Source organism: Clostridioides sp. ES-S-0190-01 (assembly GCF_020658275.1).
Lineage (GTDB): Bacteria > Bacillota > Clostridia > Peptostreptococcales > Peptostreptococcaceae > Clostridioides.
The window spans coordinates 121,162-143,722 of the sequence record NZ_JACVWA010000023.1 but is presented as its reverse complement, the minus strand read 5'-3'; the positions used below and the strand labels follow the sequence as shown (position 1 = coordinate 143,722).

Below are 22,561 nucleotides of genomic sequence, written 5' to 3'. Positions count from 1 at the left end.
TTGAATAAAAAGATAGCAGAAACATTAAAAAAAATTGGTATTCCTGTTTTCTATCAAGAAACAAGTGATATGTTAGATAAATATATAATATTTTCAATATACAATGAAAAAGATAGTATGTACACTAATGATATTAATTTATCTGAAACGTATTCAATTACTTTGAATTACTGGTATAAAAGTAATCAAGACTTAGGTATATATAAGAAAATTAAAGAAGTGATGAAAGAGAATGGATTCATATTTACAGGAGCTAAGGACTTGAAAGAAGGTTCTTACTTTGGTAAAAATATGGATTTTTTTTATGAAGAATTATTATAAAAGGAAGGATGATAAGATATGCAAAAATTACTAGTAGGATTAAAAAATATTCATAGAGCTAATTTGAAAGATGGAGTTTATGAGACTCCAGTACCAATTAAGTATGCTAAAAAAATATCTAACAAATTAAATTTTGAATCTACTCAAGAGTGGGCAGATGATACAATAGTTGAGGATTCAGCAAATTATGCTGGAGGGGAAGGAACAATAACAACTCTAGGTTTATTAGCAGACGAATATAATTTACTTTTTGGTAGTGAGCTTATGAAAGGAGGAGTGGTTGTTTCGGAATCTGATGTAGCACCATCAGGTGCATGGCTATTTGAAAAGCAAAAGAAAAAATCTAATCATAAAAGATTATATGCTATATATAATGCTACATGCCAGCCGATAGATATAAATGCAGAAACCATAGTAGAAGGTAAAGCAGAAGCAGAAGAAACAGAAATAAATTATACTGTAGGTTCTTATACACATACAAATGGGAAGACATACATATATGCGTTTATAGATACAGATGACCCTACTGTGGATGCAGAGCAAATAACTAATTGGTATAAAGAAGTACAATTCCCAATTGCAAGAACTGTAATTCCACCAGAAAATAAAATGTTGAAAAAGTAATTATACTTATTGACCTCTTGAAATTTTTTAAGAGGTCAATAAATTTTATCTAGAAAGTTGAGGGGTTATGAATATAGTTAAAATAGAATTGAATGGCAAAATATTTAAAGGTACATTAGATTTTTATGTCATTAGACAAGTTCAAGAGGATTTGAAAGAAAATAATATAGAATCAAAAGTACATGAGATATTTTTAAATATTTCTAATTTAGATAAGTTAAGTGAGTATTCTACTCAGTATACTTTAAGTTCGCTACTATTATATTCAATACTTAGAGTTGAAAATATAACAGATAAAGAATTTGAGGGAGAATTTAAATTAGAAAAAGATAGTATTAAATTATTTGAAAATATATTTACTTATATAAATAAGCTGATGAAAAAATGTATTCAAAAAAGTAATGAAGATGAGAGTGAGTTTGAAGAAGAATATATATCAAATAAAGATTGGAATTTCGCACATATGGAGTATCTTTGGTATTCAGTGCTAAAAAGAACAGATGATTTTTATAGAGCTACTCCTAAAATGTTTTTTGAACAAATGGATGTACTTGAAGAAGTAAATGGAACTAATAAAAACATTGAAGTTCTATAAGGTGGTGGAATAGTGGCTAATAGTGAAGAGATAGCAAAACTTAGTGTCAGTTTAGCACTTGAAGCTAGTACTTTTACAAAACAAATGAGTTCAATAAACAAAGAAATAAAAAATTTGGATAAAGATTTTAAGAGTGCTGGAAAAGGTGTAGATGGATTTGAAAAAACTTTTGTAGGGCTAGATGCTAAGATACAAAAAACTACTAAACAAATAGATTTATATAATAAGAAGTTAGAATCACAAAAAAAAGAATATGATAAACTTTCTCAAACAGTAGAAAAACAAAAATCAAAGTTAGATGAAATAGAACAAAGTTTAGGGAAAGGCTCAAAAGAGTGGCAAAAACAAGCACAATTAGTACAGAAAAATAGTGAAAAATTAAGTGGTCTTGGTTCAAGTATAAATCAGACTGAGAGTAATCTGAATCAACTATCAAGTGAATTGAATAGTACAGTCAGAGAATTTGAACAATTAGGAAATAAGACTAAAACGATTGAGGAAAAGCTTGCATCTGTAGGGAGGCAAGCAGATTTATCTGAAAGTGAATTTAATAGACTTGGTACAGAACTACAGACATCAGGAAGTTACTTTCAAAGGCTTGGTAATGATATAAATACATTAGCATCAAAATTACAAAGTGGTGAGCAGAAGCTAAATATATATCAACAAGAAATTCAGAAACTAGGTAGTACTTTAGAAAAAAGTAAAACAGAACATCAGCAACTTGCACAAGAAATAAATCAAACTGAAAACAAATTAAATCAAGCAAAGTCAGCATATGGTGCTAATTCAACAGAAGCACAACAATTACAACAAAAGTTGTTGCAACTTAAGGATAGATACAATCAGGTTGAAAATGAAATAGAACAAAACACAAATGAGCTAACGCAATATAGAACTGAACTTAATAATACTCAATCTGAAATAAACCGATTATCAAATGAACTTAGAACTATGCCATTTGATAGAATCGGTTCAGACTTACAAAAAGCTGGAAATAATATAAAAAGTGTAGGTCAGACTTTGACAATGGGAGTTACTATGCCATTAATTGGAGTGGGAGCAGCTGCTACTAAAGCAGGTGTTGACTTTGGGACTTCAATGAGTAAATTACAAGCTACAGCTGGCATAGCAGATAAAACATCTGAATCATATAAAAAACTTGAAACTAAGGCAAAAGAAATGGGGAGTTCAACTTCTTTTAGTGCCACAGAAGCAGCTGACGGACTTACTTATCTAGCACTTGCTGGATGGGATGTAGAAACATCTATCTCAAGAATAGAACCTGTTCTTAGAGCTGCCGAAGCAGGAGGCATGGATTTAGCTACTTGTGCAGATTTAGTAACTGATAGTATGTCAAGTGCAGGTGTTGCAAGCGAAGATTTTGGAAAGTATTTAGATATAACAGCACAAGCACAAAGAAAATCTAATACAAGTATGCAACAGATGTTGGAAGCTTATGTGGTTGCTGGGGGGATGTTTGATGCTTTAAATATACCTTTATCAGAATCAGGGGCATTATTAGGAATACTGGCTAACAGAGGGACAAAAGGCTCAGAAGCAGGAAATGCTTTAATATCAGTATTTTCAAACCTAATAACTGAAACTGGTCAAGCAGGAAATGCTCTAGAAAAAATGGGAATATCTTTGTATGATTCGGAGCATAAACAAAAAAGTATGACTGATGTATTAAAGGAATTAGCTATAAAACTTGGAGTTACAGCTGATGGAACATCAAATCTTACAGAACAACAAAAACAACAATATGCAGCAATGCTTGGTGGTGAATGTTTTGCCACAGCTATTTGGAAACTTATAGCTTAGAATCGAGCAAAATCGGTGGAAGCTAAGTTAATTATTTATTAATAAGTATTATAAATGTATAATAATGTATTATGAAAGCGTAATTTAAGTTAAGGAGGTTTGTTTTGAGATATTGGACTTATGAACAAGTAAAATATTTTGTTGAAAATGAAAGTGGTTGTAAATTATTATCTACAGAATATATAAATAATCGTACAAAGATGCTTTTCATTTGTAAGTGTGGGAAAAAATTTATTACTAGTTTTGAAAAATTTAAACATAGAAATAAGAGGCAATGCAATGAATGTGGAAAAAAGACAAATATAAATAATCGAAAATTACCTTATACATATATATAAAATACTATAAATAACTTTGGTTATGAGTTATTAGATAGTGAGTATGAAAATAATTCAGGAAAGTTATCCTTAGTAGATTCCTTAGGATACAAGTATTATATGCCTTATGCTAGTATAAGAGATAAAAAAAGGGTAAAAAATTTCATTCGTCAAATTTATATACAATTGAAAATATACATCTTTGGCTAAGTTTAAATAAAATGGGATATAAACTACTTTCTGAAAAATATATAGGTAATGGTACTAATAAAGGGAAAAGAAAAGAACAAATGTTGAAATGGTTATGTCCTGAAGGTCATGAATTTTATGCCATTTGGAATGATATTTATAATGGTCAGGGCTGTAATGTCTGCAATAAACATACAAAAACCTGTGAAGAATTTGAAAAAGAGATATCTATCAAATATGGAAAAGAGTATACTTTACTTGGTAAGTATGAAAAATCTAATTTACCTATATTAGTTAGACATAATAAATGTGGCACTGAGTGGTATATAAGACCTGTTAATTTATTAAATGGGTATGGATGTCCTAATAATGAATGTTGCCATGCAAGAGGAGATAAACATTACAGATGGAAAGAAAATCTTACACATGAACAGCGATTATTAAATGAGAGTAGAACATCTAGTATAGAATATAAAAAATGGAAAGTCAATGTGTTTAAAAAATATGATAGGAAATGTTATATCTGTGGAGAGAAACATACTAAAGATAATAAGTTAATACCACATCATTTAAATTCTTGGGATAAAAATATAAGCGAAAGATATAATGTTGAAAATGGAGTTTCATTATGTGAGAAACACCATAAAGAGTTTCATAATACTTATGGATATGGGAATAATACAAAAAAACAATTTGAAAAATTTGTTAAAGATAAATTGAAATTAAAATAAATAATTAATAAGCTAATACCGAGGTAACTAATTAGATTGCTAAGTAGGCTAATTAGCACTGTAGAGCGTAGGAAGTGAATAAATATAATCTTCCCAAGAGTGTTCGACACCCTAATGTATAATAACAAGGGTGAAAATGTACGCCGAACTGAGTATGAAATGACATACTATAATGCGAGGAAACTCCCAGAACTAATGGATAAAAAGCCTTTAGGATAACAATTTGAAAACACAGTTCGACACGTTAATGAAGCTTTTATCAGGGGTTTCAAACGAATATGACACATTACAAGCAAGCTTAGAAAATTCTGATGGAGCATTGGCTGAAATGGCAGCTACTATGAAAGATAATCTAGGTGGTGCTATAGATGGAATGGTGTCAGCAATAGAAGGAGCATTAATTGATGCTTTTGAATCTTTAGAGCCCGTACTTGAAGATGTAATTAAATGGATAACTGATGCAGCGAACTGGTTTAATGATTTAGATAGTGAGACACAAAAGAACATAATAGGAATAGCAGCAATGGCAGCAGCATTGGGACCATTGTTAATTGGTGTTGGTCAGTTAATTATAGTTGGTGGAAATCTAGTTACTTTATGGAGTGGAATTTCATTAGCAATGGCTGGAAGTTCTGTAGCATCAAGTGCTTTAACAGGAGTACTAGCTGTTTTAACTGGTCCAGTAGGAATTGGAGCATTAGCACTTGCGATAGCAGGTATCATAACTAAATTTGGAGAAAATGAACAAGCATTATCTACTTTGCAAGATAAATTTGGAGCATTTGGAGAATTTTTAAGTACTATATGTGAATTTATAGCTGGAACAGTACAACTTACTTTTGGAAATTTATTAATTTTACTAGAAGGTGTTGGAAAAAGCATTTTAGCAATATTAACAGGTAATGTATGGGATATAGAAGGTATATGGGATGAAACTTGGGCTAAGATGGAAACTAACACTTCAAAAGCTTGGTCAAATATAAATGCAGAGTCAAGTTCAGCACTTTCAAAATTAAAAAGCATGAGTGAATCAGAACTAACTGGTGTTAAAGATGCTTTTACATTAATGTTAGAACAGTTACCTAATTTAACAAGAGATAATGTTGGAGAAGTAGCAAATATATTTGCTACAGAATTGGAAGGATTAGATAATAAATCAATTGAGATTCTTAGAGGAACATCAGATACAATGGCAGTTCTAATGGCTGGTATTTATGAAAATATGTCTAAAGATGAAGCAACAAAGCAATTTACAACTAATCTAAATAATATGGTGGCATCAGGAAAATATAGTACTGCTGAATTACAACAAGATGTAGAAAAGGCTATGAACTTAATTAATAAAAATATTGGTGACGGTTCAACACAATTGAAAAAGACTGCTACAGATATGTTCAATGGATTTAAGGAAGCAGCCCAAAGAGGAATTGAACCTGCTGTAACTGGTGTTGTAAGGCAACTTGAAACACTAGACCAAGAATCATTAAGTCAGCTTATGAGTATGGGAGATACTTGGTCTCAAGCATTTAATGGAATTTCATTAGATGGTTCAATGTCTAGCGAACAAATGAAAAATGCAATACTAAATAATTTAAAATCTATGGGCATTGATGCAAATGAATTAATTTCTAAATTAAGAAATGAATCAAGTTCACATTGGAAGGCTTTAGAAGAAGATGCAAATAATGCAGGAGAAGTTGTTGCAAAATCATTTGACCAGATTCCAAAAGAGATAGTTACAACACTTAAAAACAATGGTGCTGAATCTAATGCTGAAATAGTAAAGCTTAATGCTATGTATGATAGTTTACCAGAAGAAATACAAACATATATAAAAGCAAATAATATGGATGCATTAACAGGTGCTGAAAATGTAAATGATGTTTTGGCAAAAATCCCTACTGAGACTATAGTTAATGTTCTTAATAATGTTCAAGGAACTGAGAATGTGGAAATGGTGCAAGCTTTACTAGCAGCATTACCAGAAGAAGAAAGAGTCAAACTTGAAACAAATGTTATAGGAACAGAAGCATTAGATGGTGTTGGACAAAAAATACAAGAACTACCTAAAGAAAATAATATAAATACTACAGTCAATACTGGTGATAGTAATATTAAGTTAGATGAGCTTAATCTAAAAACAAATGAAATAAATAATAAAGAGAGTATAGTTAGAATAAATGCTGATGTAACTCAGGCAGACCAAAACATATCTATGTTAAAAAACAATACAGAGTCTAATTTAAATAGTATGGTCATGAATTCAGATACTATTACGAAGATGCTAGAAAATAAGGTAGATATAAATACTAAAAATGCAGCTAATAAATCTAATATAAATACTAAGAAAATTGAAACTGATGTAGATAAAAATACCAAATCAGCAAAAGATAAAGCTGATAAAAATACCAAGGATTTAGAAAATAGTACAAATAAAAATACTAAAAGTGCTGCTGATAAAGCAAAATCTAATATGAGTTTAGGTGCAGATGGAGTTGGTACAGCAGCTAATAAAATGGCACAAAGTGCAAAATCAGGTACTGAAAAAGTGGCTAAAAATACTGATGCAGATTTTAAAAAAGCAACTAAATCTGTGCAACAGGAAGCCACAAATATGTATAATGGTGCCAAAACATCATTTGAAAAGTTAGCTCAAATAGCTAAACAAGCAGGTTCTGATGCATATAATGGTATGAAGACATCATTCGAAAAACTATCAAGTACAGTAGGTACTGCTATGAGTAACGCAGCCAAAGCGGCAAATGATGCTAAAAGTAAATTTAAGTCAGCTGGTTCAGCAGCAGGACAAGCTTGGATAGATGGTTTTAATAGTAAAAAGAGTGCAATGTCAAATGCCGTATCATCTGTTCCAAGACCAACCTCACTTTCAATACTTAGAAGGTCTAGAGAAAGTAAAACAAAATTAACTAATGATGTAAGTAATAATAAAGGTTTAGAGCGTAGTTCATTGTCATCAAGAAGTAGTTTTTCTGATAGTATATCAGAAACTTTAGGAGGAGCAGCCAAATCTATAGATGTATCCTCGGCATTTCGTAAAGCTGGTGAAAATTCAGCGAAAGCATATGTGGAAGGATTATCTTCTATTGAGAAAGGGTCAAATGAAACAATAAATAATTTTATTAACTCTTCTCAAGAAAATCTTTCAAAGGAACAACAACTGTTTAGTGAAAATGCAAAAGAACTGGCTAAAATTCAAAAAGAAAAAAATGAAAAATTACAATCCTTAGAAGATGAACATAATAAAAAGATAAAAGAACTTATCCAAAAAAGAGATAAAGATATAAAAGAAGCTAATGAAAAATATGCTAAAGATAAAAAGAAAAGAAATGCTGCTATAAAAAAGATTAATGAGACCTTTAGAGATGGCGAAGTAAAAGCTAATGAAGATTATCAAGAAAAAATACAAAGTACTAATAAAAACTATGCAGAGAAAGAACTTAGTTTAAAAGAAAAGCAAACAGAAGAATTAAAAAAATTGTATGAGACACAAGCACAAGCAGAAAAAGACTTTTATAAAAATATGCAGGATTTAAAAGAAACTTATAATAAAAAGTTAAAAGATTTAAATGAAAAATATATATCAGATGAGAAAAAACTGAACGAAGAATATGAAAAAATATATGATTCTAAAGTTAAATCATTAATGGGCTTTGTAGATTTATTTTCTGAGGTGACAAGTAAAAATATATCAAGTGATAAATTAATGAAGAATTTAGAGGGTCAAGTTGAAGTGTTTGAAAAATGGGATAAAGACATGAATCAACTTGCTGGTAGAATAGGGAAAGATTTATATGAAGAATTGCTATCTAAAGGAGCAGGTTCATATAAAGAGATTGAAGCCCTCAATGGAATGTCAGATGAAGAACTAAAAAAATATGAAGAATTATATAATAAGAAAAAAGAGTTAGCAAAAAAAAGAGCTGAACAAGATACAAAAGATGAAAAAGCTAGGATTGAAAGACAAATAGAAGAACTTAAAGAAACCTATTCAAAACAGTATGATGAATTGGGCAAACAAATGGCTGATGATGTAGAGAAACAATTAGAAACAGTCAAGGGCAAGTTTGGAGTTTTACCAAATCAGTTATTTGAATTTGGTAAAAATGCAGTCCAACAATTTATGTCAGGTATAAATTCAGAGAAAGATAATTTACTGGAAGGCTCAGATATATTTATAAATAGCATATTAGGAAGAAGCTCATCAGATGATAAAACAGAACCTATTAAAGAAAATATAGATAGCATTTTTAATAATATAAAAACTTCTTTTAAAGATATGGAAGATGTTACAAAACAAACTACTTCAAATATGCTTAAAGACATAAAACAAAATTTTAGTAATATGAAAGAAGAGAGTAAAAGAAATACTACTGAAATGTCTTTAGCAGTTAAAACAGAGTCAGATAGCATGTCAACTAATGTAAAGAATGTTGTTACAAGTATGGCTGATAGTGTTACAAACAGTACAAAATCTATGGCAGATAAGGCTATAGCTGATTGGGAAAGAATTAGAATGGCTTACAGTAAAAGTATATCTGGAACTATTACAATAACAACAGTACATAAGTCAGTTAATGAATCAAGTGAAATGGGAGAAAGAAGTTTTGTTATGCCAACACCACCAGATATGAGTAATTATAAGCTTAGAGGTGGATACTACTCAAGTTCAAGTAATGAATCTAGGAAAATAATAAGTAAATCTAAATATAATGATGAAGCTATCTACAAGTTAGATGATAAATTATCTGAAATTGTAGAAATATTATCTGAAAATAAAGTTGTTCAAGAAAATAATATAACTATAAACGCTAGTCAACCACTAAGTCCTAGTCAAGTAGCTTGTAAAACTAGAAGAGAATTAGAAAGGATGGGAAGGTTAATATAATGAGTTTTATATATAGAAATGAAAAAGGAGCAGAGGTTATTTTAACAACTACTAAAATAAAGGTTGCAGATATAAAAGGCTTAGATGGATTAAAAAATGATATAGGAAGTGTTAAGGGATATAATCAACATGGGTCAACATATGTAAGTAATACTGTGGATGAAAGAGATATAGATATAATTCTAAAAATTATAACTGATGATGAGGACTATAGAAGAATAAAACGAAATTTGTTATCAATATTTAATCCAGATACAAAAGGAGATTTAATTGTAAAAAGTGTAAATGGTGAGAGAGAAAGAAAAATATCTACAAGAGTAGTGGAATCTCCTAAGTTTAAACAAAGTAAATCAAAATATAAAAATATGAGAGAATGTGAAATCGGTTTAATAGCACTAGACCCTTATTGGAAGGATAAAAGTGAAACTAAAACAGATATAGCAATATGGAGAGGAAAGTTTTCTTTTCCATTAGTAATTAAAGAAAATGGGATTATGATGGGTTATAGAGAACCTTCTCTAATAGTTAACACTAAAAATATGGGTGATGTTAAATGTGGTATGAAAATACTATTCAAGGCAAAAGGAACTTTGGTTAATCCTCAACTGGTTAATATAGAAACTCAAGACTTTGTAAAAATAAATAAAACTATGAAAAAAGGTGAAGTAATTGAAGTCACTACAGATTTTGGAAATAAAAAAGTCAGCTATAGCAAAAACGGAGTAGTTGAAAATGCTTTTAATTACTGGGATTTGTATTCTACATTTCTACAGTTAGAAGTTGGTGATAATCTATTTAGATACAATGCAGATGAAGGAATAGATAATTTAGAAGTTACAATTTATCATACTTCAAGATATTTAGGTATTTAATAGGAGTGAAAATATGGAACTATATGTATTTGATAGAAATTTAAATAGATTAGGAATGATTGATAAGTTTGAGAGTTTTATTTGGGATAGAAAAGCATGTGATGTTGGAAAATTTGAATTGCATTGTTATGTAGATAAAGATATTGTATCGCTTATTGAAAAAGATAATATTATTGTTAAATCAAATGATTTAACTGAGTGTGCTTATATAGAGAATAAGTACTTTGATGAAGATAATGAAGGTAAAGAAACTCTAAAAGTTACAGGTTCTTTTGTATCTAATTATATAGATAGAAGGATTATCTGGAATACTGAAATTATTAACGATACTATTGAAAATACAATAAGAAAATTGATTGATAATAATTGTATTACTACTGATGAACAAAGGGTAATACCTTTTTTAGTTTTAGGCAAATTAAGAGGATATTTAGAAGAAGTTAATTATCAAGTAAGCTATAAGAATCTAAAAGAAGAGATAGTAAAATTGATAAAAGATAAAGATTTGAATTTTAGAATAATTACTGATTTAAAGAATAAGGTACATGAATTTGATATATATAAAGGTGTTAACAGAACAGCTAGTCAAAATACAAATCCTAACTGTATATTTTGTAAAGAATTTGAAAATGTGCATGAACAAAGCTATACATATGCTTCTGATGATTATAGAAATCTAGCTAAAATTGGAGGTGAAGGCGAAGGTGACGCAAGGGTATTTACAATCATAGGAGAAAGTACAGGTTTTGATAGAAGAGAGATTTTTATTGATGCAAAAGATATAAAAAGCAAAGATAACAATGATATTGAATTAAGTGGAGAAGCTTATATAGAGTTTATCAAGCAAAGAGGATTTGAAAAATTATCTGAATATAATGAGGTAAGAAATTTTGAAAGTAAAATCAATGTGACAAATTCTAATTTATTATATAAAAAAGATTTTGATTTAGGGGATATTGTTACTTGCATAAATAAAAAATGGGGTGTAGTTATTGATGTGAAAATTATTGAAATAGAAGAAGTTTATGAGAAAGATGGTTTTGAAATTAATATAAAGTTTGGTGAAAAAATACCAACATTAATAGATAAGATTAAAACTAGAATGGAGTGATTTTATGGCAGAAGAATCTAGTTTTTTTAATGCTGAGATAGTTAATGGTGTTCCAGATAGAGAGTATTTAGCTGAAAGATTTGCTAGATATTTTAGTAGTTTTATAAAGAATGGAGTATTCCCTAATCCAAGTACAAACTTACAGGTTATAGCCATTGATAATAATATGACTATTAGGGTTAGAGCAGGTTTTGGATGGATAAATGGTTATTTTTATGAAAATACAGATGATTTAATTTTGAGGTTAGATAATGCAGATGGTGTAGTAAATAGAATTGATAGGATAGTTCTCAGATTAGATTTTAGAAATAGGGAAATAAGAAGTCATGTTAAAAAAGGTAATTTTGCAAGTTCACCTACAGCACCAGACCTACAACGTGATGAAGATGTATATGAACTTGCACTAGCAGATATAAATGTAAACGCAGGTTTCATAAATATAACTCAAAGTTCAATTACTGATTTAAGACTTAATAAAAATTTATGTGGAATTGTAAAAGGAACAATTGAAGAGATAGATACAACAACCTTACTAGCACAGTTAGAAGCGTGGAAAAGTGAAGAAGTAGATGACTTTAATACTTGGAGGTCGAATCAAGAGAATATATATAATACTTGGTATAATACAACAACAACAAATTTTGCAACTGAATTCAATGTTTGGTTTGAAAGTATAAAAGGTATTTTAAGTGGAGATGTGGCAGGAAATTTATTAAATGAAATAAATAAAGTGAAAGAAGATTTAGCGAGTATTGAAATAACAGCAAAGAGAGCTACTGTTGAAGATAAAGAAAATCTATTTGAAGTAGATGAAGAAGGAACTAAAAATGTTGAAATCGCATTAAATCAATTAGCACATAGGTGTAAAAATTTAGATGCAGAAGTAAATGGACAAAGAAGCAAAGGGATTACTATAGTAAACAATTTAATAGACATGATTTAAAAAAGGAGCGTGAAAGATGGCAACAAAATTAGAAGAAAATGCAAAACTAAGAGAAATGATAGATACATTAGAAACTGCAAAAAATGATTTACAGGTAGGTAAAAATAATATAGCTAATACATTAGGAAGTCCTTTTATTTCAACCGATTCATTTAGCACAACTAAAACAAAAATACAAACTTTCAAAAGTACATTAGCGACTAATTTAACAAGGAAGGGTATTTCAACTTCTTCAAACGAAACAGTTCAAGGCATGGCAAATAAAGTTAATAATATTGAACTTGGAAATACAGACATACCAAACTGGTATAAACCCCAAAATATAATTTTAGATGGAGTTTCTTCAAGTTTAAAACCATATCCACCTTGTATAGCTGTAGATAATTATGTATATTTTCTTAATAATAATAAAAGTGCAGGAATGTATTTTATACGTTATGATACACTAACGAATACTAGTTCTTCTATAGTTGCGCCAATATTTCGTGATGAAGCTTCAATGATTTATTATAATGGATATATTTACGCTATAGGAGGATACAACAATGGCTCAGCCATTTCAAGTTGTCAAAAATACAGTATAAATGCAAATTATTGGTCATCTATTCCTAATATGATTACAGCTAGAGGGGGAACCTGTGGAAATTCCTATTCTGATGAAATACATGTACTGTATGGTTATATAGATACAAGTAGTTCAACGACAACAAGTAATATTAGTGAATATTACAAAATTAGTACAAATACTTGGTCAACTAAATCAACTTTAATAGCTTCTAGATATAGAAGGTTATTTGTATGTGTAAAAACAAATACCTATAATTTTTGCGTAACAGGAGGAACAGACCCCCAGGGGTATTGGAGTCATTCTATAAATGTTTACAGACCTGATATTGGTAGTTTTACAAAACTAGATAGTTGGAATGTTGAATTTGCAGTAGGAATTAACGATATGTTATATACAGCACATAAGAGCAATACAACTTTTTATATTAAAACATATAATCATAATGGATTAATGGCTACCAAAAATTATGACCTCAAAACTACGATACCTAATAATGTTTCAATTAAAGCAGTTTCGGTGAAAGATAAATTTGTATATTATTATGACAATAATAGGTATGAATGCTTTATACCCGAATTATAAAAAAGGAGGAATAAAAAAAATGATAAAAATATGGGATAAAAAAGAAAAAATAAATGGAGTAGAAGCAGAAGAAATTTTAAAAGGTAATTATGATTTCCAAACTAGCGAAGTGTTTTTAATATTAGATGATTATGGAAGAGTTACAAATATAGAGTCGGTTAATACAATTAAATCTATATATAAACTAGACAAGAGCTTGACAGCTTTAGAAACAGCAGAAAAATATTTAGAAATGCAGAAGAAACAAGAAGAGGAAATAAAAGCACATGAGGAACTAGAAAAAAATTCTAAAAGTGCGACTATAGCTACACAAGAAGAAGTAAAAGCATTAAGAGAAGAAACAGCAATGTTGACTTTTGCTATGATTGAAAAGGAGTTGATATAGAAATGTGGTACAAAATAATAAAAAAATACTATGAGGATGAATTATGGACTAAGGAGCAAGTTAAAACAGCAGTAGAAAAGAATAAGATAACAGAAAATGAATATAAAAATATTGTTGGAGAGGATTATATTGTATAGTCCTTTTTTAATTTTATATAGTAACTATTTGTCAAGAAAGAGTTACTAAAAATCCTTATACTTGTTTGTTTTACTTGTTTTTCTATTAAAAATAAAATTATTTATACTATATATGTTTTATAAAAATTGCTTAAAATCAATCACTTTTCTATTTGAAAAAGTAACCTATCCTTGACAAATGGTTACTAAGAAATAGAAAGGTGATATTTTTATGATAGAAAAATTAAACGAAAATGCAAGTTTAAGCGAGTTAATAACTACATTTGGGCAGGTGAAAAATGAATTGCAAATAGGTAAAAATAATATATCTAGTGCATTAGGAAGTCCTTTTGTCGGAACAGACAAGCTAGATGTAACTAGAACAAAAATAGTAACATTAAAAAATGCCTTTGCAACGAATTTGATAAATAAAAATGTTTCTGCTGCCGGAAGCGAGAGTATGCAAAATTTAATTAATAAAGTGTCAAGCATAAAAAATATAATAAAAACAGCAAAGAGCGGAAATAATTTTGTTTCAATGAGTTCAAAATATTTCTTTCCATATGGTCAGACTGAAGGTTTAGTAAAACGTGTCACTCTTGAGATTAATTCGTTGTCTTTTAGACCTAATTTAGTTTTTATGACTGTAAAAGATAGTTATAGCAACTACACAACTATTGCTTTTGACTCTACAATGAATTTAATGCCTGATTTAATACTATGTATCAATGAAGAGTATAGATCTAGTATTAGACAGTATATTTCTAGATTTCAAAATGACACACATGACACAGATACTTATTCTAATAATAGTGCAACTGGATTTTTTACTAATGGATTTAGAATACCAATTGATTTAAATGATACTGGTATATATGCAGCTGTTAGCTGGTTTGCTATAAAGTACGAATAAAAAAAGGAGGACTAAAAATGAAAATAGGAAGAAGAATAATCTTTGACCAAGACGGAGAAATAATTGCAATCTTTGGAGAAATGGAAGGGGATGTCATACCAAGAAAGATTATAACAAAACTAGATTATATTGACATCCCTTTTAAATCAATAGATGATAATTGTTATATAGAAAAGATAGATGTAGTTAATAATGTACCAATCATAAAAGAAATAAAAATAGAATTAACAGAAGAACAACAGAGAATGCAAGAGTTAGAAAATCAATTATTGATTGCAGAAAATGAAAAAGTGGGAGGATTGTTGTAATGAATATAAACAATGTTGTAGTAAGGATATTATCAGAAAGAGTATTAAACAAAGGATTAAATCCTTTAAAAAATAGAGATTTTGAATTAAATGACATAACTAATACAGAATATAGAAAAGCAGTAGAAAATTATATAAATGAATTGAATAGTAAATAAAACAAAATCTATTATTTTTTTAGTGACTATATAAAATAATAGATGATGATTGCTATATAGAAAAAATAGATACAAATAATAATGTACTAATCATAAAAAGACTAAAAGTAGAATTAACAGAAGAACAAAAAAGAATACAAGAGCTAGAAAATCAATTATTATTATCAGTAAATAAAGAGGTTGGAGGAGGTATTCTATAATAAATAAAAATGAACAAAATATAAAAATATTAGAATTTAAAAATAGAGAAATATTATAAAAGAGTAAACAAAGAAAACTATGTTTGCTCTTTTTATTTATAAATAAGGAGAGAATATGAGTATATATGATGGAAAATTGAACACAATTATTGCTTTAATAGGAACATATTTCACATGGATTTTTGGAGCATGGGGGGAAGTATTAGCAATTTTAATAACTTTAATGGTAGCAGATTATCTATTTGGGTTAATCAAGGCTTTTGTATTAAAGACATTATCCAGTAGTATAGGATTTAGAGGAATAGCTAAGAAAAGTGGCATATTGGTAATTGTAGCGGTAGCAGCATTATTAGATAGATTAATAAATGGTGGTGATTGGATATTTAAGACATTAGTGTGTTATTTTTACATCGCTAATGAAGCACTAAGTATATTGGAAAACTGTAGTGTAATAGGTTTACCAATACCAGCAAAAATAAAAGATGCATTAGAACAACTTAGAAAGGAGAATAAATAAATGAAGATAGGTGTAAATTGTGGACATACAAAAACAGGAGCAGGAAGTGGAGCTGTAGGAATAATAAATGAATCTGTAGAGACAAGAAATGTAGGATATAAAGTAATAGATAAATTAAAAAAAATAGGTAATAAGGTAGTCGACTGTACCATAGATAAAGCGTCTACACAATCTGAATGTTTGTCTAAAATAACTTCACAAGCAAATAGACAAGACCTTGACTGGTTTATAAGCATTCACTTTAATGCTGGAAAAGGGCGAGGGTGCGAGATTTATACATATAAAGGTAAACAGTATCAAGATGCCATAGATGTTTGTAAAAATATATCTAAGCTAGGATTTATAAATAGAGGGGTAAAAGATGGAAGTGGGTTATATGTAGTAAATAAAACTAAAGCTAAAAGTATGTTAATAGAAGTATGCTTCGTAGATAGTGAAGATGCGAATAAATATTTGGAATTAGGAGCTGATAAGTTAGCTACTGCAATAGTAGAAGCAATAACTAAACATATAAGTTCATCAGAGGAAAATAATTATAATAGATATAAACATACCGTAGTTTATTCTGGAGATGATAAAGTAGCAGCAGACATTTTAGGTTTATATTATAAGAGAGCAAAAGAAAGTTATCTAGTTACAGATATAAAAGACTATAAGCCACATCAAACACAAAATTTGTATACTGTAGGTGGTGGAGCTAGTAAAAAAATGGAAGAGTTAACTAAAACTACAGGAGAAAAATTCACTCAGATATATGATAGTGATGTATGGGAGACTATTAAAAAAGCTATCTTGTTTATAAAAAAGTAAAATATTAAGATAACAATAAATGCTATATCCAGATTCAACTTTAAATATAATACATAATATAGGAGGACTACAATATGTTAGACATACAAAAATATCAACTTTTCAATGGGGAATGTATTGAGGTAATGAAAACAATAAAAGATAAATCAATTGATTTGATTTTATGTGACCCTCCGTTTGGAATGACTAATTGCAAGTGGGATAGTATTATAAATTTGGATGAAATGTGGAAACAATATAATAGAATAATAAAAGAAAGAGGTGCTATAGTTTTATTTTCTGCTCAACCCTTTACAACTAAGCTAATTTATTCAAATTTAAGGAATTATAAGTATAGTTGGTATTGGGTAAAAAATACAAGAACAGGATTTGCGTTTTGTAAATATCAGCCTTTACGATGTGTAGAGGATATAAATGTTTTTTATAAGAAGGCCCCCTTATATATACCACAGAATTTAAAAAAGCTGGATAAGCCAATTAAAAAAGTAAGAAAAGAAGGTAGTCAAGGAGAAATATATCATGGTGGATTATCTGGAAAAGAATATATACAAGAATACACTAATTATCCCAGTAATACATTGCATTTTAATAAAGAAACTAAATGTATTCATCCAACACAAAAACCAGTTGATTTATTAGAATATTTAATAAAAACATATACTAAAGAAAATTATATTGTATTAGATAATTGCTTTGGAAGTGGTGCAGCTGGTGTTGCTTCTGCAAATACTGGAAGAAAATTTATAGGTATAGAATTAGATAAAGAGTATTTTCAACAAGGTAAAAATAGAATAGAAAGAGCATACAAAGAAAATTTATAAATAAAAAAAGAAGGTAACAGTCAAAAGCTGTTACCTTCTTTTTTATGCTTAAATTTATAATTAAGATGTTAAAAGTTAGCTATATAAAGTATCGAAGAAAGTTTTCTAAGTGTCTTAAAAACGATTTTAAAAGGTTGTTTTCTAATGATATTTTTGTATTAATATATTATTACCATCTGGAGCAGGTAAATCAACGTTACAAAAAATTCTAATTGGTATGACAACCAATTATGAAGGAAGTGTATTTGTAAATGGAATAGAAAGCAAAAAACATTCAAATAAATTTTATGAGAATATAGGCGTTGATTTTGAATTTCCTAGTTTATATGAAAAATTAACTGCAATAGAAAATTTAAAATACTTTGGATCTTTATATTCTAAAAAATTATTACCAATTGATGAACTACTAAAATCAGTAGGATTAGAAAGTGAAGCAAATAAAAAAATATCAGAATATTCAAAGGGTATGAAATCAAGACTAAATTTTATAAAAGCTTTATTACATAATCCAGATATATTGTTTTTAGATGAACCAACAAGTGGACTTGACCCATCAAATAGTAAGATTATGAAAAATATGATTTTGTCAGAAAAATCTCAAGGTAAAACTATTATTTTAACAACTCATAATATGTTGGATGCAACAGAACTTTGTGATAGGGTAGCATTCATTGTAAATGGGAAAATATCTGCATTAGATACACCACATAATCTTATTATGTCAAAAGGTGCTGTTAAAATTAGATATACATATTTTGATAATGAAGAAAAAACTTCTGAATGTTTTTTAAATGATACTAGTAATGACAAAAAATTAAATATGCTTATTAAGGAAAATAAGCTCTTATCAATACATAGCAGTGAACCGACATTAAATGATATTTTTATTGAGATAACAGGGAGGAATTTACAATGAGATTAAAAAATCTTATCTTAGGAGATGTAAAGTTTCAATTTAAATATGGATTTTATTTTTTATATGTTACTTTAAGTATTGTATATATTTGTTTGCTTAATGCCTTTCCACCATTATTGAGAGAAAAGGTAGCTATAATTATGATTTATTCTGACCCAGCAGCAATGGGACTATTTTTTATGGGAGCAATTGTACTTCTTGAGAAGAGTCAAAGAGTTTTAAATTCCCTAGCTGTATCTCCCATAAAAATATCAGAATATATTTTATCAAAGGTGATTTCATTGTCAATAATATCTAGTATTGTATCTATGGTAATTGCAATTACAGCAAATTTAAATAATATTTTGATAGTAATTATGGGAACTTTCTTTGCATCCATAATATTTTCATTACTTGGGCTTATACTTGCAAGTAGAGCATCAAGTTTAAATCAATTTATTGTTTTAACTATTCCTATTGAGATTGTCTGCTTTGTGCCACCAATAATTAATGTATTGATGGATTTAAGTGTATTCACCAACTTGTATCCTTTTAATATATGTATTTCTCTTATTAGTGGAGATAAAAATTCTTTAGTAACTAATATATTAATTTTAATATTGATGACTATAATAGTTTACTTTATAACATATTATTTTGTTTGTAGTATTTGGAAAAAGGTAGGTGGTATAAAGTTATGATAAAAATTATTAATGCTTTTAGACAAGAATTTGAGCAAATAAAAGGTGATGCTATGCTTTTTGTAGTATGTATTTCTCCAATATTATGTGGAGGACTTATAAAAGTTGGAATACCATTAATTCAAAATATATTAATTGATAGTTCTTATTATAAATTAACTTTAGAACCATATTTTTTAGTATTTGACTTGCTTTTAGCTTTTATAACACCTTTTATGTTCTTTTTTGTTTCTACTATGGTTATGTTAGGAGAAATTGATGATAATATTTCAAAGTATTTGATAATCACTCCTATTGGAAAAAGTGGTTATCTTATTTCAAGACTTGGAATACCAGCTATATTAGCCTTTGCCATTACAGTAATTTTATTATTAACTTTTTCGCTAACTAAAATTTCTTTTTTATTAAATTTGGCAATTTCTTTAGTATCTTTGACTCAGGGAATTATTATATCAATATTAATAATTTCTTTATCATCAAATAAATTAGAAGGTATGGCACTTACAAAGTTATCAGGACTTTTTATGTTAGGTATTACAGCACCATTTTTTATTTTAAATAAAATACAATATATTTTACTTTTCTTACCATCATTTTGGTTAGCAAAGGCATTTAAAGATAGTAACTACATATATATTTTTATCTCATTTATTGTATCATTAATTTGGATTGTTTTATTACTTAAAAAATTCAATAAAAAAATATCTAGTTAAATAGATTATCAAAATAAATGTAAGGTTGACTTGACATAAAAATTAGAAAATGTTACAGTTTAAATGTAAGGTTAACATTACATGAATGGAGTATATATGAAAAATAAAATCAAGGTATTAAGAGAAAAATTGGGGTTAACACAAGAACAACTAGGAGAATTAGTTGGAACATCTAGGCAGGCTATAAATGCTATAGAGACTGGAAAAAATGAACCTTCAATATGGTTAGCATATGATATTTCAAGAGTTTTTAATGAACCAATAGAAAGTATATTTTTATTTGAACAAAGTGAGAGAAAATCAAGAGCTCAGATAAGTAGGGGGGAATATTATGGCTCTAAGAGAGATTAGAACTTTTGACGATGAAATTTTAAGAAAAAAGAGTAAGAATGTAGAAAAAGTAGATAATAAGATAAGAGACCTATTAAATGATATGGCAGAAACCATGTACAATACACCAAATGGTGGGGGTTTAGCTGGATGCCAAGTGGGAATATTAAAACGTTTAGTTGTTATAGATTTAGGAGAGGGACTTATTAAACTTGTCAATCCTGAAATTATTAAAGAAGAAGGAGAGCAAATTGTTGTTGAAGGTTGTTTAAGTTTTCCTGATGTATGGGGAAAATTAAAAAGACCTAAAAAAGTTACAGTTCAAGCTTTAAATGAGAATGGTGAGAAAATAATAATTAAAGGTTCAGGACTTATGGCAAAATGTCTTTGTCATGAGATAGACCATTTGGATGGCATAGTTTTTACAGATAAAATTATTGAACGTGTAAAACTATAAGGTAATTTAAGTACTAAATTTAGATAATATTTTATAGTGAGGAGTTAGATTATGAGATTATGGCATAAAGATTTGATTGATGTATTACCAAAAAATCAATTAGTAAGTCAATGGAGAGAACTATTCGCTATAAAAGGTTCTATAGAGAAAAAAGGTACTCCAAATCATCTATTAGTAAATAAAGTATTAAATTATAGTATTGATGAATTTAAGTTTTATGCTAAAGTTGTACATGATGAAATGGTAAAAAGGGCTTATAGACCTAATGAAACTAAGTTTATAGAAATGCTAAAATGGAACAATAACAATTTCTCAATGGATGTATCTGTAGTATATAATCTAAATTTAGAAAATTTATATAGAGATTGGCATAATGAAATATATTTAAAGCAATGTCTATATAATTTAGAAGAAAAAGCAGTGTGTGGAGGAATATCCATGAATGAATGGGATATATTACTTTGTAAATACGGTGATGACTATGAATTATGGCATGGTAATAACTTACTTTAATTACTATAATTTAATATTATGATATTATTAGATGTAAAGAGGTGATTGTTTGTATAATAAAGTAAAATATATTCCAATAAATTGTGAAACTGCTTGCAATAAACTAAAAAGAAGTATTCCATATAAATGGGATTTAAATATTTATCGTGGATGTGAACATGCATGTAAATATTGTTATGCTATCTATTCACATAAGTATATTAATTCTAATAATTATTTTGAAGATATCTATGTAAAAACAAATATAGTAGAAATGCTTGAGAAACAATTGAGTAGCAATAAGTGGAAGCGAGAAGTAATTAATATAGGTGGAGTGACAGATAGTTATCAACCTATAGAAGCTGAGTATAAAATTATGCCAGAAATATTGAATCTATTAATCAAATATAAAACCCCAGCAATTATTTCTACAAAATCGGATTTAATTTTAAGAGATTATGATTTGGTTGATAAATTATCTAGAATTACATATATTAACATAGCATCTACAATTACGACTGTAGATGAAAAGACACAAAAGCTCATTGAGCCAAATGGAGTAGATTCAATGAGAAGATTTGAAATGTTAAAAGAATTTAGAAAAACTAACGCTTCAGTTGGTCTTCATATTATGCCAATCATACCTTATATTACAGATAATTTTGATAACATAAATTCATTATTTAGATATGCAAAAGAAAGTAATGTACACTATGTGCTACCTGGAACTCTGTATTTAAGAGGTATAACTAGAGGTGTTTTTTTTGAATTCATTAAAAAAGAATTTCCTGATTTATTTGATAAATTATCAGTATTGTACAGTACAGGTTCAGCTAATAAAGAGTATAAAAACCAACTTTATAAAATGGTCAATCAACTTAGAAATAAGTATTCTTTATCAAGTAGTTATGACAAAGTAATGAAAGAAAAATTAAAACATTCAAGCGATATTCAGTTGTCTTTTTTTGATTAATTTTAGATACAATAGTGTACTTTTTAATTTAATATTATAAATTATTTAAACTGAAATTTATTGACAAATAGAGATAGTAAGTATACAATACATCTATAAAATAAAAATATGAAAGGATGATGTTGTTCGGGGTACTTGATATCATAAAATCGTTGATGTAAGTATTGCTGGAAAAGAGTAAATAAAATC

General features: G+C 28.3%; 25 protein-coding genes and 1 pseudogene. All 26 read left to right on the top strand.

What is annotated here, in order from left to right; all coding sequences use genetic code 11:
• The 26 genes and pseudogenes from IC214_RS08210 (at position 1) to IC214_RS08085 (ending at position 22,372) form a co-directional block, all read left to right on the top strand.
• Entirely contained in the window at positions 1–321 is a 321-nt protein-coding gene (locus IC214_RS08210; protein WP_095897424.1) for a hypothetical protein, read from the top strand.
• 18 nt (positions 322–339) lie between these two features.
• The gene (locus IC214_RS08205) at positions 340–945 is read left to right on the top strand and encodes a major tail protein (protein WP_227866465.1); all 606 of its coding nucleotides are present in this window, start codon (positions 340–342) and stop codon (positions 943–945) included.
• A gap of 67 nt (positions 946–1,012) precedes the next feature.
• Positions 1,013–1,540: a hypothetical protein gene (locus IC214_RS08200; RefSeq protein ID WP_227866464.1), complete on the top strand. Its 528-nt coding sequence runs from the start codon at positions 1,013–1,015 to the stop codon at positions 1,538–1,540.
• Between the two features lie 12 nt (positions 1,541–1,552).
• On the top strand, positions 1,553–3,364 hold the full coding sequence (locus IC214_RS21150; protein ID WP_227866463.1) for a phage tail tape measure protein: 1,812 nt from the start codon (positions 1,553–1,555) through the stop codon (positions 3,362–3,364).
• A 104-nt stretch (positions 3,365–3,468) separates the two neighbouring features.
• On the top strand, positions 3,469–3,702 hold the full coding sequence (locus IC214_RS08190) for a hypothetical protein (protein WP_227866462.1): 234 nt from the start codon (positions 3,469–3,471) through the stop codon (positions 3,700–3,702).
• A gap of 200 nt (positions 3,703–3,902) precedes the next feature.
• A complete protein-coding gene (locus IC214_RS08185) occupies positions 3,903–4,601 on the top strand; it encodes a hypothetical protein (protein WP_227866461.1) in 699 nt (232 codons plus the stop codon).
• 223 nt (positions 4,602–4,824) lie between these two features.
• On the top strand, positions 4,825–9,507 hold the full coding sequence (locus IC214_RS08180) for a phage tail tape measure protein (RefSeq protein ID WP_227866460.1): 4,683 nt from the start codon (positions 4,825–4,827) through the stop codon (positions 9,505–9,507).
• On the top strand, positions 9,507–10,379 hold the full coding sequence (locus IC214_RS08175) for a phage tail family protein (RefSeq protein ID WP_227866459.1): 873 nt from the start codon (positions 9,507–9,509) through the stop codon (positions 10,377–10,379). Before IC214_RS08180 ends, IC214_RS08175 begins: the two co-directional genes overlap by 1 nt.
• Before the next feature lie 13 nt (positions 10,380–10,392).
• Positions 10,393–11,490, top strand: coding sequence for a siphovirus ReqiPepy6 Gp37-like family protein (locus tag IC214_RS08170; RefSeq protein ID WP_227866458.1), 1,098 nt, complete (start codon positions 10,393–10,395; stop codon positions 11,488–11,490).
• Between the two features lie 4 nt (positions 11,491–11,494).
• Complete coding sequence (locus IC214_RS08165; protein ID WP_227866457.1) at positions 11,495–12,433, top strand: hypothetical protein; 939 nt, start codon at positions 11,495–11,497, stop codon at positions 12,431–12,433.
• Positions 12,434–12,449: 16 nt separating this feature from the next.
• Positions 12,450–13,583 (top strand): kelch repeat-containing protein, encoded by a 1,134-nt coding sequence (locus tag IC214_RS08160; protein WP_227866456.1) that lies wholly within the window; start codon positions 12,450–12,452, stop codon positions 13,581–13,583.
• Between the two features lie 19 nt (positions 13,584–13,602).
• Positions 13,603–13,968, top strand: a complete 366-nt coding sequence (locus IC214_RS08155) for a hypothetical protein (RefSeq protein WP_227836258.1) — start codon at positions 13,603–13,605, stop codon at positions 13,966–13,968.
• A 2-nt stretch (positions 13,969–13,970) separates the two neighbouring features.
• Complete coding sequence (locus IC214_RS08150; protein WP_227836257.1) at positions 13,971–14,105, top strand: XkdX family protein; 135 nt, start codon at positions 13,971–13,973, stop codon at positions 14,103–14,105.
• Positions 14,106–14,316: 211 nt separating this feature from the next.
• Positions 14,317–14,997 carry a hypothetical protein gene (locus IC214_RS08145; protein ID WP_227866455.1) on the top strand — a complete coding sequence of 227 codons (681 nt, stop codon included), beginning with the start codon at positions 14,317–14,319 and terminating at the stop codon, positions 14,995–14,997.
• Positions 14,998–15,014: 17 nt separating this feature from the next.
• Complete coding sequence (locus tag IC214_RS08140; protein WP_227866454.1) at positions 15,015–15,305, top strand: hypothetical protein; 291 nt, start codon at positions 15,015–15,017, stop codon at positions 15,303–15,305.
• The gene (locus IC214_RS08135) at positions 15,305–15,463 is read left to right on the top strand and encodes a hypothetical protein (protein WP_227836255.1); all 159 of its coding nucleotides are present in this window, start codon (positions 15,305–15,307) and stop codon (positions 15,461–15,463) included. Before IC214_RS08140 ends, IC214_RS08135 begins: the two co-directional genes overlap by 1 nt.
• Positions 15,464–15,778: 315 nt before the next feature.
• Positions 15,779–16,180 (top strand): phage holin family protein, encoded by a 402-nt coding sequence (locus tag IC214_RS08130; RefSeq protein ID WP_227866453.1) that lies wholly within the window; start codon positions 15,779–15,781, stop codon positions 16,178–16,180.
• Entirely contained in the window at positions 16,181–16,990 is an 810-nt protein-coding gene (locus IC214_RS08125) for an N-acetylmuramoyl-L-alanine amidase (protein ID WP_227866452.1), read from the top strand. It abuts the gene before it with no gap.
• 74 nt (positions 16,991–17,064) lie between these two features.
• Positions 17,065–17,811 (top strand): DNA-methyltransferase, encoded by a 747-nt coding sequence (locus tag IC214_RS08120; RefSeq protein WP_227866451.1) that lies wholly within the window; start codon positions 17,065–17,067, stop codon positions 17,809–17,811.
• Positions 17,812–17,983: 172 nt separating this feature from the next.
• Positions 17,984–18,727 (top strand): annotated as a pseudogene (locus IC214_RS08115) (ABC transporter ATP-binding protein); the annotation flags it as partial.
• Complete coding sequence (locus tag IC214_RS08110; protein WP_227483155.1) at positions 18,724–19,407, top strand: ABC transporter permease; 684 nt, start codon at positions 18,724–18,726, stop codon at positions 19,405–19,407. The pseudogene IC214_RS08115 and the gene IC214_RS08110, both read left to right, overlap by 4 nt.
• On the top strand, positions 19,404–20,120 hold the full coding sequence (locus tag IC214_RS08105; RefSeq protein ID WP_227851049.1) for an ABC transporter permease: 717 nt from the start codon (positions 19,404–19,406) through the stop codon (positions 20,118–20,120). Before IC214_RS08110 ends, IC214_RS08105 begins: the two co-directional genes overlap by 4 nt.
• A 96-nt stretch (positions 20,121–20,216) precedes the next feature.
• Positions 20,217–20,471, top strand: a complete 255-nt coding sequence (locus IC214_RS08100) for a helix-turn-helix transcriptional regulator (RefSeq protein WP_227483153.1) — start codon at positions 20,217–20,219, stop codon at positions 20,469–20,471.
• Positions 20,452–20,907, top strand: a complete 456-nt coding sequence (gene def / locus IC214_RS08095) for a peptide deformylase (protein ID WP_227435871.1) — start codon at positions 20,452–20,454, stop codon at positions 20,905–20,907. Before IC214_RS08100 ends, def begins: the two co-directional genes overlap by 20 nt.
• A gap of 51 nt (positions 20,908–20,958) precedes the next feature.
• Positions 20,959–21,420: a pyrimidine dimer DNA glycosylase/endonuclease V gene (locus tag IC214_RS08090; protein ID WP_227435873.1), complete on the top strand. Its 462-nt coding sequence runs from the start codon at positions 20,959–20,961 to the stop codon at positions 21,418–21,420.
• 49 nt (positions 21,421–21,469) lie between these two features.
• On the top strand, positions 21,470–22,372 hold the full coding sequence (locus tag IC214_RS08085; protein WP_227483152.1) for a radical SAM protein: 903 nt from the start codon (positions 21,470–21,472) through the stop codon (positions 22,370–22,372).
• The last annotated feature ends 189 nt before the right edge of the window (positions 22,373–22,561 follow it).